Origin of the sequence: Pseudomonas juntendi (genome assembly GCF_009932375.1) — a bacterium.
In the GTDB taxonomy this organism is placed as follows: Bacteria; Pseudomonadota; Gammaproteobacteria; order Pseudomonadales; family Pseudomonadaceae; genus Aquipseudomonas; species Aquipseudomonas juntendi.
In genome coordinates, this window is the sequence record NZ_BLJG01000067.1 from 23,226 (window position 1) to 36,831 (window position 13,606).

9 protein-coding genes are annotated in these 13,606 nt (G+C 63.3%); 3 read left to right on the forward strand and 6 right to left on the reverse strand.

Annotated elements, in window-relative coordinates; genetic code table 11:
• Positions 1 to 96: 96 nt before the first annotated feature.
• Positions 97 to 2,391: a fimbria/pilus outer membrane usher protein gene (locus GYA94_RS09810; RefSeq protein WP_218031592.1), complete on the forward strand. Its 2,295-nt coding sequence runs from the start codon at positions 97 to 99 to the stop codon at positions 2,389 to 2,391.
• On the forward strand, positions 2,388 to 3,359 hold the full coding sequence (locus GYA94_RS09815) for a Csu type fimbrial protein (protein WP_161892220.1): 972 nt from the start codon (positions 2,388 to 2,390) through the stop codon (positions 3,357 to 3,359). The genes GYA94_RS09810 and GYA94_RS09815 overlap by 4 nt, the downstream gene beginning before the upstream one ends.
• A 21-nt stretch (positions 3,360 to 3,380) precedes the next feature.
• On the opposite strand, the gene GYA94_RS09820 is transcribed toward GYA94_RS09815, so the two are convergent.
• From GYA94_RS09820 to GYA94_RS09835, 4 genes are all read right to left on the reverse strand, one after another.
• The gene (locus GYA94_RS09820; protein ID WP_009685915.1) at positions 3,381 to 4,529 is read right to left on the reverse strand and encodes a M14 family metallopeptidase; all 1,149 of its coding nucleotides are present in this window, start codon (positions 4,527 to 4,529) and stop codon (positions 3,381 to 3,383) included.
• A gap of 97 nt (positions 4,530 to 4,626) precedes the next feature.
• Positions 4,627 to 5,430, reverse strand: coding sequence for a 2,5-didehydrogluconate reductase DkgB (gene dkgB / locus GYA94_RS09825; RefSeq protein ID WP_161892221.1), 804 nt, complete (start codon positions 5,428 to 5,430; stop codon positions 4,627 to 4,629).
• A gap of 262 nt (positions 5,431 to 5,692) precedes the next feature.
• A complete protein-coding gene (locus GYA94_RS09830; RefSeq protein ID WP_029886967.1) occupies positions 5,693 to 6,187 on the reverse strand; it encodes a DUF934 domain-containing protein in 495 nt (164 codons plus the stop codon).
• Positions 6,171 to 7,823, reverse strand: coding sequence for a nitrite/sulfite reductase (locus GYA94_RS09835; protein ID WP_161892222.1), 1,653 nt, complete (start codon positions 7,821 to 7,823; stop codon positions 6,171 to 6,173). The genes GYA94_RS09830 and GYA94_RS09835 overlap by 17 nt, the downstream gene beginning before the upstream one ends.
• 214 nt (positions 7,824 to 8,037) lie before the next feature.
• Here GYA94_RS09835 and GYA94_RS09840 point away from each other — a divergent pair, with 214 nt between their 5' ends.
• Entirely contained in the window at positions 8,038 to 9,114 is a 1,077-nt protein-coding gene (locus GYA94_RS09840; protein WP_161892223.1) for an ABC transporter substrate-binding protein, read from the forward strand.
• 277 nt (positions 9,115 to 9,391) lie between these two features.
• On the opposite strand, the gene GYA94_RS09845 is transcribed toward GYA94_RS09840, so the two are convergent.
• Both GYA94_RS09845 and metH read right to left on the reverse strand, forming a co-directional pair.
• Positions 9,392 to 9,610, reverse strand: coding sequence for a DUF2970 domain-containing protein (locus tag GYA94_RS09845; protein WP_009685910.1), 219 nt, complete (start codon positions 9,608 to 9,610; stop codon positions 9,392 to 9,394).
• A gap of 160 nt (positions 9,611 to 9,770) precedes the next feature.
• Positions 9,771 to 13,478 (reverse strand): methionine synthase, encoded by a 3,708-nt coding sequence (gene metH, locus GYA94_RS09850; protein ID WP_009685909.1) that lies wholly within the window; start codon positions 13,476 to 13,478, stop codon positions 9,771 to 9,773.
• Positions 13,479 to 13,606 lie beyond the last annotated feature (128 nt).

Below are 13,606 nucleotides of genomic sequence, written 5' to 3' on the forward strand. Positions count from 1 at the left end.
ATGCAGCGCAGGGGCCAAGGAGGACCCGGCAATGGTTGGATACCGTGTGTGAAATGGCTAGCGCTGAGTTTGCGCCGCGGGTGCCTGCAGTTGGCCGTGCTTGGCCCAGCGCTGGCGCTGGCCGACGACCTGCCGCCGCCGCCCACGGAGCTGTCCGCCATCGCCGACGCCACGCTGTTCCTCGACCTGATGGTCAACCGCATGCCCAAGGCTGAGCTGGTGCCGGTGCAGCAGCGGGCCGGCCAGTTGTACCTGGACAGCGCCGTGTTGCGTGCGGCGGGCGTGACACTGCCCGGCGACCCGCAGGGCGAGGTCGCCCTCGACGCGGTGAGCGGGCTGCACGCCGATTACGACAGCCGGAACCTGCAGCTGTTGCTGCAAGTGCCGCCGGCCTGGTTGCCCGAGCAACAGGTCGGCGATCGTAACCTGTACCCGCCCAGCGATGCGCGGAGCAGCTTCGGCGCGTTGTTCAACTATGACCTGTACCTGAACGACACCGATGACGGCGGCACCTACCTGGCGGCCTGGAATGAACTGCGCGTGTTCGACGGCTGGGGCACCTTCGCCAGCACCGGGCAATGGCGCCAATCGTTCAATGGCGCGCAGACCGACGCGGCAAGGCGGGGCTTCCTGCGCTACGACACCACCTGGCGCTTCACCGACGAGCAGCGCCTGTTGACCTACGAGGCCGGCGATTTCGTTACCGGGGCACTGCCCTGGACCCGTTCGGTCCGGGTGGGCGGCGTGCAACTGTCGCGCGACTTCGCCGCGCGGCCGGACCTGGTCACTTACCCCTTGCCGGCCTTTGCCGGCGAAGCCGCGGTACCGACCTCGCTCGACCTGTTCATCAACGGCTACAAGGCCAGTTCCAACGAATTGCAGCCAGGCCCCTACACGCTGACCAACGTGCCGTTCATCAACGGCGCCGGCGAAGCAGTGGTGGTCACCACCGATGCCCTGGGCCGGCAGGTTTCCACCACCTTGCCGTTCTACGTCACCAGCAGCCTGTTGCAAAAAGGCCTGTCAGACTATTCGATAGCGGCCGGGAGCCTGAGGCGTGACTACGGTGTGCGGGACTTTGCCTACGGCGCGGGGGCGGCCAGCGCCAGCCTGCGCCATGGGGTAAGCGACACGTTCACCGTGGAAACCCACCTTGAAACCGCTGCCTCGCTGATGCTGGGTGGCCTGGGTGGCAACCTGCGGCTGGGCAACTTCGGTGTGCTCAATGCCGCGCTCGCGCAGAGCCGTTTCGACGGCGATCAGGGGCAGCAGGTCGCGCTGGGTTACCAATACAACAGCCAGCGCTTCGGTTTCAGCTACCAGCGCCTGCAACGGCGTGCCGACTATGCCGACCTGAGCCGGGTCGACACCCCGGACATACAGGCAAGCACACGCAGCGAGCAGGTCAGCCTCAGCCTCAACCTTGACAGGTACGGCAATGTCGGTGCCGGCTACTTTGACGTGCGCGCTGCAGACGGCACGCGTACCCGGCTGATCAACCTGAGCTACAGCAGGCCGTTGTCAGGCAGCAGCAGTGTGTACCTGTCGGCCAACCGCGAAATCGCTGGCGGGCAGTGGGCCGTGCAGGCGCAAATGGTGATTCCGTTCGACACCCATGGCACGCTGGCGCTAGGCCTGGAACGCAGCAACACCGGTGAAACCCTGCAGCGGGTCAATTACGGGCGCGCCGTGCCGGTAGGCAGCGGCGCGGGCTATAACCTCGGCTATGCCCAGGGGAGCGACCGCGATGCCTATCGCCAGGCCGATGTGACCTGGCGCTTGCAGTCGGTACAGCTACAGGCCGGCGTATATGGCAGCAGCGGCGCAACGACCCGCTGGGCCGATGCCAGTGGTTCGCTGGTATGGATGGATGGGCTGTTCGCCGCCAACCGGATCGACGACGCTTTCGTCGTGGTCAGTACCGACGGCTATGCCAATGTACCGGTGCGCTATGAAAACCAGGAGGTCGGCCGTACCGATGCCAGCGGCCACCTGCTGGTGCCGTACAGCAGTGGCTACTACCGCGGCAAGTACGAGATCGACCCCATGGACCTGCCGCCCGATGTGCTGGCGCCGAATGTGGAGCAGCGTGTGGCCGTGCGCCGCGGCAGTGGCTACCTGCTGGAGTTCCCGCTGAAACGGGTACTGGCGGCGAGCATCGAGCTGGTTGATGCCAGCCAGCAGCCGCTGAAACTGGGCAGCCGGGTGACCCACGAGCAATCGGGCAGCCAGGCTGTGGTCGGTTGGGACGGGCTGGTGTACCTGGAGAACCTGTCGCCACGCAACCGCCTGCAGGTCGCGCTGGAGGGGGGCGGGCGCTGCGAGGTCGAGTTCGACTTCCCCGAAGCGCAAGGTTCGATCCCGTTGCTTGGGCCGTTGGTGTGCCGATGACGGCCTGGCAGCGGGGCCTGCTGGCAAGCTTGCTGTGGTTGCCGATGGGGGCCGCCTGGGGGTTGTGCTCATCGGTGGCGACCCTGCCGGCCGCGTTCGGCAGCCTCAATTCCACGCAGGTGCGCACCACGGCACAGAACGCCTCGACCCTGAACTCGGGGTTGCAGTGCACAGGGTCGCTGCTGAGCGTGCTGAGCAACAGCGACCATTTCTATCTCACTATCACGTCGCCCAGCAGCGGCCTGGTAGGCCCGACGGGGGATGTGATTCCTTACACGGTGTACGGCGACAACACCACCAATTACCCGATTGCCCGCGGCGTGGCCTATGACTTCGCCCGTACCGGCATTCTCGACCTGTTGGGTTTGCTCGGCGGCACCACCCCCAAATCGGTGCCGCTGTACATGCGCACCCAGGTGGGCAGCAATGTCGCCGCTGGCCTGTACCAGGAAACCCTGACCATTGCCTGGAGCTGGAACTACTGTTCGGGCATTGGCTTGCTCGGCGCCTGCCTTGGGCGCGACATCGGTTCAGGCAGCAAGACCCTGACCGTGAGCCTGACAGTGACCAACGATTGCCAGATCACCACGCCCAACATCAACTTCGGCAGTGCCCCGGTGGTGGCAGGGTTCGCCACGGTCAGCCAGAGCCTGAGTGTGGCGTGCACCAAGGGCAGCAACTACACGGTTGGCCTGGACGACGGGCAGAACGTGGCCAATGGCAGGCGGCGCATGAAATCTACCACCAGCAATTACCTGGCATACGACATTTTCAAGGGTGCCGGTACGGTGCGGTGGGGCGCGGTCGGTGCGGCACGCCGCGCGAGCACTGATGCGGATGTGAACCCCGGTGCCGGTACCGGCACCGGCAGCCAGGTGTTCAACTACAACGCCAAGGTCTACACCGACCAGGCCACGCCGCCCGCGGCCAGCTATACCGACAGTGTGATCCTGGATGTGCAGTTTTGAAGGCATGCGCCAGCCGCGGGGTCAGCGCAAGTCGCCAAGCATGCCTGCCAGCGTCTCCAGCACGGCGCCGGCCAGTGCCTTTGAGCGCGCGCCCGACCAGCCGGTGGCGGCGTTGGGCGCATCATCATGGTCCTTGAATGGCATTTCCAGGGTCAGCGACAGGCAGTCGTACGCCATGCCCACCGCATTGCAGGCCAGGGTGGTGTTCGCCTGGCCAGGCTCGTCCCGGGTGTAGCCATGTACCGTCTGGAAGTCGGGGGTAAGGCTGCACAGGGTGCTGCGGAACTGCGCCTCAAGCTTTGCCAGCCGGGGTGTGTAGCCTGGGTTGCCCTCGCACGCCGCCGTGAATACATGGGGGATTTCTTCATCACCGTGCACGTCGATGAAGGCGTCCACACCATATTGCTTCATCTGCGCCTGGGCGAAGAACACTTCCGGGGTGAGTTCGACACTGGCGTCCTGCCAGGCACGGTTGAGGTCCTTGCCTTTGAAGTTGGTGCGCAAATGGCCAAGGAAGGCGCCGTCGGGGTTCATGTTGGGGATCAGGTACAGATCGGCTTTGCCCAGCAGTTGCTGGATCACCGTGTCGTTAGCCTGCAGGCGGTCTATCACGCCCTCCATGAACCATTCGGCCATGTGCTCGCCGGGGTGTTGCTGGGCGATCAGCCATAGCTTGCGCTTGCCCTCGGCACCATCACCCGCCCGTAGCAGGGGAATGTCCCGGCCTTGCACGCTGCGGCCGCTGGCCAGCAATTCGACACCGGGCAGTTGCCGGGCCCGCTCGATCAACTGGTTGTGGCGAGCGCGCGGGTAAGGTTCGAAGTAGGCGAACCAGACCTGCGGCTGCTCAGCCTTGAGCTCGAACGAAAGCGCGCTGCCATCGAACTGGCTGGGCACCCGGAACCAGCGTTGCTGGTCGTAACTGGCAACGGCGTTGTAGCCGCTCCAGGCATGCTTGTACGAAGCGCCAGAGGCGTTGTCGAGGCTGAAGCGGTGGACCTGGCCCGGCGTCAGCCCGCTGACCCTGAAGTGGAACCACTGGTAATGGTCGCTGTGGGTGTCCGGGCGGATGGCCAGGCGCACCTGCGCCGGGTTGCTGGCATCCAGTACCTGGATATTGCCAGAATCGAAATCGCAGTCGATGTGCAGGGGGGACAGCGTTACACTCATGGGCCGGGCTCCTTTGTGGGCATTGTTGTAGGCGTACTGTACACGGCTTGGCCGTGCAAAGTGGCGCTCGGTCCCATGCCCCCCCCAGCAGAGTGTTTCAGTCCCAATCAGGGGCAAGGCCCGGCGGGCTGACTTCACGGCCATTGCGTTCCAGCGTGGCGATGCGTGCCATGTCCTGGTCATCCAGCTTCAGGCTACAGGCCAACAGGTTGCTGGCCAGGTTCTCGCGCTTGGTCGACGAGGGGATCACCGCGTAGCCCAGTTGCAGGGCCCAGGCCAGGGCAACCTGGGCCACCGTGGCCTTGTGCTTGGTGGCGATCTCGGTCAGCACCGGGTCCTTCAGCACCTTGCCGTAGGCCAAGGTCATGTAGGACGTGACAGTGATGCCTTGCGCCTCGAGGTAGGCAGCGAGCTTGCTGTTCTGCAAGTACGGGCTGAGCTCGATCTGGTTGGTGGCGATTTCGCCTTTGCCCACCACCTCGATGGCTTGCTCGGTCAACGCGATATTGAAGTTCGACACCCCGATCTGGCGGGTCAGGCCCGCTTTCTTGACCTCGGCCAAGGCGGCCATGTAGGCGGGCAGGTCAACGCCGTTGCCCGGGGCTGGCCAGTGGATCAGCAACAGGTCCACGTAGTCGGTGCGCAGTTTTTTCAGGCTTTCCTTCAAGCTGTCTTGCAGCTTGTCATGGGCATAGTTGTCGACCCAGATCTTGGTGGTAATGAACAACTCACCGCGTGGTACACCGCTCTCGGCGATGGCCTGGCCGACCTCTGCTTCGTTCTTGTAGATCTGCGCGGTGTCGATGGCCCGGTAGCCCAGCTCGAGGGCGGCCTTGACCGAGTCGATGACCGTCTGGCCCGTAAGGCGAAAAGTGCCGAGACCAAAAGATGGAATGCTCATGAGGTGGCTCCTGCTAGGTGAGGGAAGGGGCTGGAATTCAGCCAGGGGGTGCAGCCCCGTCCGTTGTTTGAGTGTGGAGCAGTGTGCAAGTTTGACGCGGTTTGATTAAGGCGGGGTTCGACCAAGGACATTTGCTCCCCAGGCAAAAAAGGGCGCAGGCGTGGGTGGGCCGGGAGGAAGCTGGGGCAGGGTTGAGCGGTACCGGCGGGTGCAAATGAAACGGCCCGCCATCGCGGCGGGCCGTGGGTGTTGCAGGTGGCAATCAGCGGCGACGGAACAGCGGCAGCGGCTCGTCGGTAGCGGCCTGGTAGGTCACCGAGAAGTCCTTGAGGCCCTGCAATGCGTCTTCCGGGTCCTTGTCGGCACGGATGGCGAATGCATCGAAACCGCAACGGGCCATGTAGAACAACTGGTCGCGCAGCACGTCACCAATGGCACGCAGCTCGCCCTTGAAGCCGTAGCGGTCACGCAGCAGGCGCGCGTTGGAGTAGCTGCGCCCGTCGGTGAAGGCGGGGAAGTTCAAGGCAATGACCTGGAAGTACTGCACGTCTTCACCGATTTCTTCGGCTTCCTGGTCGCTGTCCAGCCACACGCCAAGGCCGCCGTCGCGGGCCTTGAGCACATGGGCATGGTCACGCCACATCTGCAGCGGAACGATGTAGTCGTCGCAGTTGGTCAGCTCGTCGAAAGCCGTTTCCTTGGGCAGCAGGTGCCAGGTTTCGTCGACGATCTGATTGTTCTTAATGATTCGCTGCATAGACGCGTTCCTTGAAGGGGTCGATACCGATACGCTGGTAGGTGTCGATGAAACGCTCTTCCTCGGTACGTTGCTCGACGTACACCGCGATCAGCTTTTCGATCACATCGGCCATGTCATCCTGGGCGAAGGACGGGCCGAGGATCTTGCCCAGGCTTGCGCCGCGTGCAGCGTTGCCGCCCAGCGACACCTGGTAGAACTCCTCACCTTTCTTGTCCACGCCGAGGATGCCGATGTGGCCCACGTGGTGGTGGCCGCAGGCGTTCATGCAGCCGGAAATGTTCAGATCGATTTCGCCGATGTCGAACAGGTAGTCCAGGTCGTCGAAGCGGCGCTGGATGGACTCGGCAATCGGGATCGACTTGGCATTGGCCAGCGAGCAGTAATCACCGCCCGGGCAGCAGATGATGTCGGTCAGCAGGCCGATGTTCGGGGTGGCGAAGCCGCTTTCGCGTAATTCCAGCCACAGCGCGTGCAGTTGGCGCTGCTCGACATCGGCCAGGATGATGTTCTGCTCGTGCGAAGTACGCAGGAAGCCGAAGCTGTAGCGCTCGGCCAGGTCGGCCACGGCGTCCAGCTGCTTGTCGGTCAGGTCACCCGGGGCCACGCCGGTGGGTTTGAGCGACAGGGTAACGGCCACGTAACCCGGCCGCTTGTGAGTGCGGGTGTTGCGCGAGCGCCAGCGTGCGAAGCCAGGGTACTCGGCGTCCTGGGCGGCGAAGTCGACGTTGTCCAGGGCCAGGTATTCGGGGTCGACGAAGTGGCGCGATACCCGCTGCACTTCGGCTTCGGTCAGGGTAGTGCTGCCGCCACGCAGGTGGACCATTTCGGCCTCGACCTTTTCGGCGAACACTTCCGGGGTCAGGGCCTTGACCAGGATCTTGATCCGCGCCTTGTACTTGTTGTCACGGCGACCGTAACGGTTGTACACGCGCAGGATGGCGTCGAGGTAGCTGATCAGGTCTTGCCACGGCAGGAATTCGTTTATGAACGAGCCGACCACCGGGGTACGCCCCAGGCCGCCGCCTACCAATACGCGGAAGCCCAGCTCACCGGCCGCATTGCGCACCGGCTCCAGGCCGATATCGTGCACTTCGATGGCGGCACGGTCTTCCTGCGAGCCATTGATGGCAATCTTGAATTTGCGCGGCAGGAAGGCGAATTCCGGGTGGAAGGTGGTCCACTGGCGCACGATTTCGCACCATGGCCGCGGGTCGATGACCTCGTCTGCAGCAACCCCGGCGAACTGGTCGGTGGTGGTGTTGCGCAGGCAGTTGCCGCTGGTCTGGATCGCGTGCATCTGCACTTTGGCCAGCTCGGCAAGGATGTCCGGAACATCTTCCAGCGCCGGCCAGTTGTACTGCACGTTCTGCCGGGTGGAAATGTGGGCGTAGCCCTTGTCGTAGTCGCGGGCGATCTTGGCCAGGGTGCGAACCTGGGTGGCGTTCAGCTGGCCGTACGGCACGGCGACACGCAGCATCGGCGCGAAACGTTGGATGTATAGGCCGTTCTGCAGGCGCAGAGGGCGGAATTCTTCTTCGCTCAGCTCACCGGCCAGGTAGCGGCGGGTCTGATCACGGAACTGCTTGACGCGGTCCTCGATGATCCGCTGATCGTACTCGTCGTATACGTACATAAAAGTCCTGTCTCAGGCATGCAGCTATTCGCGCGCACGGCCGCGCACTCCGGTACGGAGCCGGGGAACGATAGCAGGTTGCGTTTATGCGCTAAAGTGATGTTTTTGCATATGAAAAGAACCAAATGGACTATGTGAGACTGACTGCCATTTGTGCCCAGTATACCGGCGCGGCGGGTATAATCCGCAGTTTGCGTTACAGGGATGCCAGCCTATGTTGAAGGCGTTGTGCCAAAGCATTTGTCTTGCCTTGCCGCTGGCGGCGAGCGCACAACCGGCTTCAGTGGTGTTCCTCAACCCGGGGCTGTCCAGCGAGACGTTCTGGAGCAGCTACAGCCGGTTCATGCAGGCCGCCGCCCAGGAGCTGGGCATGACCCTGCGCGTGCAATACACCGAGCGCAACCCCGACCAGGCGTTGACCCAGGCCAGGGCGATACTCACCGCGCCGCAGCGGCCCGATTACCTGGTGGTGGTCAACGAGCAATACGTGGCGCCGGAAATCCTGCGCCTGTCGCGCGGCACGGGGGTGAAGCTGCTGCTGGTGAACAATGGCCTCACGGCCAGCCAGGAGCGCAGCATCCTGGCCCAGCCTGACAAGTTCGCCGCGCCACTGGGCACACTGACCAGCAATGACGAACAGGCGGGTTTCGAGATGTTGCATCAGATGGTCGCGCAATTGCCACGTGGCCATGGCCCGGTGGAGTTGCTGGCGTTTGTCGGCGTCAAGACCACGCCGGCCTCGCAACTGCGCGAGCAGGGTATGCGCAGGGCGCTGGCCGATTTCCCCCAGGTGCGCCTGCGCCAGGTGGTGTATGGCGGCTGGAGCCGACAGCGGGCCTACGAGCAGGCACAGGTGCTGCTGCAGCGTTACCCGAACATCGGCCTGGTGTGGTCGGCCAATGACGAAATGGCCTTCGGCGCCATGCAAGCTTTCCAGGAAGCCGGCCATACGCCGGGGCGTGACGTGCTGTTCGGTGCTGTGAACAGCTCGCCCGAGGCGCTGCGTGCGCGCATCGACGGCCGCCTGAGCGTGCTGTTGGGTGGGCATTTCACCCTCGGTGGCTGGGCCATGGTGATGCTGCACGATGATGCCCAGGGGCTGGCGCTGAACCGTGATGGCTTGGGTGTACACACGGCGCCGGTCATGCAGGTGATTGACCAGGCCAAGGCCAGGCGTTGGCTGAAACTGCTGGAGCGGGACGACTATGGCGTGGATTTTCAGCGTTACAGCGCCGAAGGGCGGCCTGCCAGTTACCAATACCCGTTTTTGACGTCGCCGGTCGAATATTGAAAGACCCTGCTTGAGAGAAGGGCATTGCTCGTCTTAACTGCTGGTTGTGAAGTGCATTCCCATAACCACTACAAGAGGCAATGCAATGGGAAACTCAACCAAGGTCCGCAAAGCTGACAGCAGTGTCGATGCCTGGGCGATCCTCTGCCTGATCGTGCTGGTGGTCGTCACCGCCGTGTACTGGGTCAGCCACCAGTGACTTGAACCTTCCGTCCGTGATGCAGCCACGGCGCCTGCGGCAGCCATTGCGCAGGCGTTGTGCTTTGCGGCCCCGTGATTAACGCGCGGTAAGGTGTAGCGCCAGTTGCACCAGGCCAATCAGCACGGCAATGAACACCAAGGTGAACAGTGTGCCCATGACGATGAAATGGCTTGCCTTGCCATGGGTGAAGTCGCGGGCGCGGTTCTTGCCGCTTTGCACGCCGAAGGCGGCGGCGAGGATGCTGTGCAGCATCTGCCAGAAGGTCGGCGGTTTGCCTTGGCTGGAATCGTCCATGTTGGCTCCTGAATAATCAGAGGCAATCAGGGACAGTGTAGGTGGGGTTTGCCACTGCCGTGCAACCCGTTCGCGACCTGAGCCCGCACCTGCCGAAGCAACCGGGCCCGGGCAGCCGCCCCCAGGTGTCGCGAAGGGCCGCAAGGCGGCCCCGGCAGACTCAGCTGTCGTAACCCAGGTTAGGGGCCAGCCAGCGCTCGCTGACGCTGACATCCTGGCCTTTACGCGCGCTGTAACACTCGATCTGGTCCTTGTCGACCTTGCCCACGGCAAAGTACTGCGCCTGCGGGTGGGCGAAGTACCAGCCACTGACCGCCGCGGCCGGGAACATCGCGAAGTGCTCGGTGAGGAACACGCCGCTTGGCCCGGTTTCGCCAATGGCCGTGCCATCGAGCAGGCGGAACAGGGTCTCTTTTTCGGTATGGTCCGGGCAGGCCGGGTAGCCCGGTGCCGGGCGGATGCCGCGGTACTGCTCCTTGATCAGCGCTTCGTTGTCCAGTTGCTCGTCGCGGGCATAACCCCAGTGTTCCTTGCGCACCTGTTCGTGCAGCCATTCGGCACAGGCTTCGGCCAGGCGGTCGGCCAGGGCCTTGACCATGATCGAGCTGTAGTCGTCGCCTTTGTCCTGATACGCCTTGGCCACTTCCTCGGCACCAATGCCGGCCGTGGTGATGAAGCCCCCCACGTAATCGGTCACGCCGCTGCCTTTGGGCGCGACGAAGTCGGCCAGCGACCAGTTGGCCTTGCCGTCCGGCTTGATGGTCTGCTGGCGCAGGTGGTGCAGGGTGGCCAGGGTCTGGCCATCTGCACCGTAGACTTCGATATCGTCATCGGCGACCTGGTTGGCCGGCCAGAAGCCGAACACCGCCCGGGCACTGATCAGCTTTTCGTCGATCAGCTTGTCGAGCATTTCGCGGGCATCGTTGTACAGCGCCGTGGCCGCTTCGCCGACCACCTCGTCGGTGAGGATGCGCGGGAATTTGCCGGCCAGGTCCCAGGAAATGAAGAACGGTGTCCAGTCGATGTATTCGGCCAAGGTGCGCAGATCGATGTCTTCCAGCACCTTCACGCCGGTGAAGGAGGGTACCGCTGGCTGGTAGCCGGCCCAATCGTATTGCGGCTTGGCGGCGATGGCCTGGGCGTAGCTCAGGCGCTCGGTACGGGCACTGCGGTTGGCGGTGCGTTCGCGTACTTCCACGTACTCCTGGCGGGTCCGCTCGATGAAGCCTGGCTTGAGTTCCCTGGACAGCAGCTGGGTAGCCACGCCAACCGCGCGCGAGGCGTCGGTGACGTAGACCACGGCATCGTTGCTGTACTTCGGTTCGATCTTGACGGCGGTATGCGCCTTGGACGTCGTGGCGCCCCCGATCATCAGCGGCAGCGTGAAGCCCTGGCGCTGCATTTCGCGGGCAACGTGGACCATCTCGTCCAGCGACGGCGTGATCAGGCCGGAGAGGCCGATGATGTCGCACTTTTCGTCGCGAGCGGTTTGCAGAATTTTCTCGGCCGGCACCATCACGCCAAGGTCGACGATATCGTAACCGTTGCAGCCCAGCACCACGCCAACGATGTTCTTGCCGATGTCGTGCACGTCGCCTTTCACCGTGGCCATCAGGATCTTGCCTTTGGCTTCGGGCTTGTCACCTTTCTCGGCCTCGATGAAGGGGATCAGGTGCGCCACTGCCTGCTTCATCACCCGGGCCGACTTGACCACCTGGGGCAGGAACATCTTGCCCGCGCCGAACAGGTCCCCGACCACGTTCATGCCGTTCATCAGCGGGCCTTCGATCACTTCGATCGGGCGTGCGCACTGCTGGCGGCAGGCTTCGGTGTCCTCGACGATGAATGCGGTAATGCCCTTGACCAGCGCGTGCTCCAGGCGTTTTTCCACCGGCAGCGAGCGCCACTCTTCGTTTTCCACCTCTTTGGTGGCGCCGCCGCCGCGGTAGTCTTCGGCGATTGCCAGCAGGGCGTCGGTGCCGTGCGGGGTGCGGTTGAGCACCACGTCCTCGACCTTTTCGCGCAGCGCAGCGGGAATTTCGTCGTAGATTTCCAGCTGGCCGGCGTTGACGATACCCATGGTCAGGCCGTTCTGGATCGCGTGGTAGAGGAACACCGAGTGGATCGCCTCACGCACCGGGTTGTTGCCACGGAACGAGAACGACACGTTGGACACACCGCCCGAGCTCAGCGCATGCGGCAGGTGGTCGCGAATGTAGGCACAGGCCTCGATGAAATCGACGGCGTAGTTGTTGTGCTCTTCGATACCGGTGGCGACGGCGAAGATATTCGGGTCGAAGATGATGTCTTCCGGCGGGAAGCCCACTTCGTTGACCAGGATGTCGTAACTGCGCTGGCAGATTTCCTTCTTGCGCGCAGCCGTGTCGGCCTGGCCCACTTCGTCGAAGGCCATGACCACCACGGCGGCGCCGTAGCGTTTGCACAGGCGGGCATGGTGCTTGAACTGCTCCACGCCTTCTTTCATGGAAATGGAGTTGACGATGCCCTTGCCCTGGATGCACTTCAGGCCCGCCTCGATCACTTCCCACTTCGACGAGTCGATCATGATCGGCACGCGCGAGATGTCCGGTTCGCCTGCGATCAGGTTGAGGAAACGGACCATGGCGGCCTGGGAGTCGAGCATCCCTTCGTCCATGTTGATGTCGATCACCTGGGCGCCGGCTTCGACCTGCTGCAGGGCGACTTCCAGGGCTTCGGTGTAGTTCTCTTCACGGATAAGCCGGGCGAACTTGGCGGAGCCGGTGATGTTGGTACGCTCGCCAACGTTCACGAACAGCGACTGGCGGTCGATGGTGAACGGCTCCAGACCCGACAGGCGGCAGGCCTTGGCGATTTCCGGAATTTCGCGTGGCGGGTATTTGGCGACCGCTTCGGCAATCGCCTGGATGTGGCCTGGGGTGGTACCGCAGCAACCGCCGATGATGTTGAGGAACCCGCTGGCGGCGAACTCCTCGACCACCGCGGCCATTTCGGCAGGGCTTTCGTCGTATTCACCGAAGGCGTTGGGCAGGCCGGCGTTGGGGTGTGCCGAGACATGGGTGTCGGCCTTGGTCGACAGTTCTTCCAGGTACGGGCGCAGGTCCTTGGCGCCCAGGGCGCAGTTCAGGCCCACGGAAATCGGCTTGGCGTGGCGTACCGAGTTCCAGAACGCTTCGGTGGTCTGGCCCGACAGGGTGCGCCCGGAGGCATCGGTAATGGTGCCGGAGATCATGATCGGCAGTTCGATGCTGTCTTCCTCGAACACCTGTTGCACGGCGAAGATCGCCGCCTTGGCGTTGAGGGTGTCGAAGATGGTCTCGATCAGGATCAGGTCGGCGCCGCCTTCGATCAGGCCACGGGTGGCCTCCACATAGTTGACCACCAGCTCGTCGAAGGTGACGTTGCGGTAGCCAGGGTCGTTGACGTCCGGTGAAATCGAGCAGGTGCGGCTGGTAGGGCCGAGCACGCCAGCAACGAAGCGCGGCTTGTCGGGGGTTTCCAGCGTCTTGGCATCGGCCACCTGGCGGGCAATGCGCGCGCCTTCGACGTTCAGCTCGTACACCAGCGATTCCATGCCGTAGTCGGCCTGGGAAATTTGCGTGGCGTTGAAGGTGTTGGTTTCGAGAATATCCGCGCCCGCATCCAGGTAGGCTTTCTCGATGGCAGCGATCACGTCTGGGCGGCTGAGCAGCAACAAATCGTTGTTACCCTTGACATCGCTTGGCCAATCGGCGAAACGCGTGCCACGATAGTCGTGTTCCTCGAGCCGGTAGCTTTGGATCATAGTGCCCATGCCGCCGTCGAGGATCAGGATGCGCTCTTTGAGGGCGTTCTGGAGTGCTTGGAGACGAGCGCTGCGGTCGGACATAGGAACTACCTGGTCGGGCGAATATCAGAAGGGGCCGAATCATAACAAAGCTGCGCGGTTTTTAGGTGCATCGCCCATTTCCATGAATTCTGCTCATGTTGGCCTAGCCGGTGAAAAACGGTGGCCAA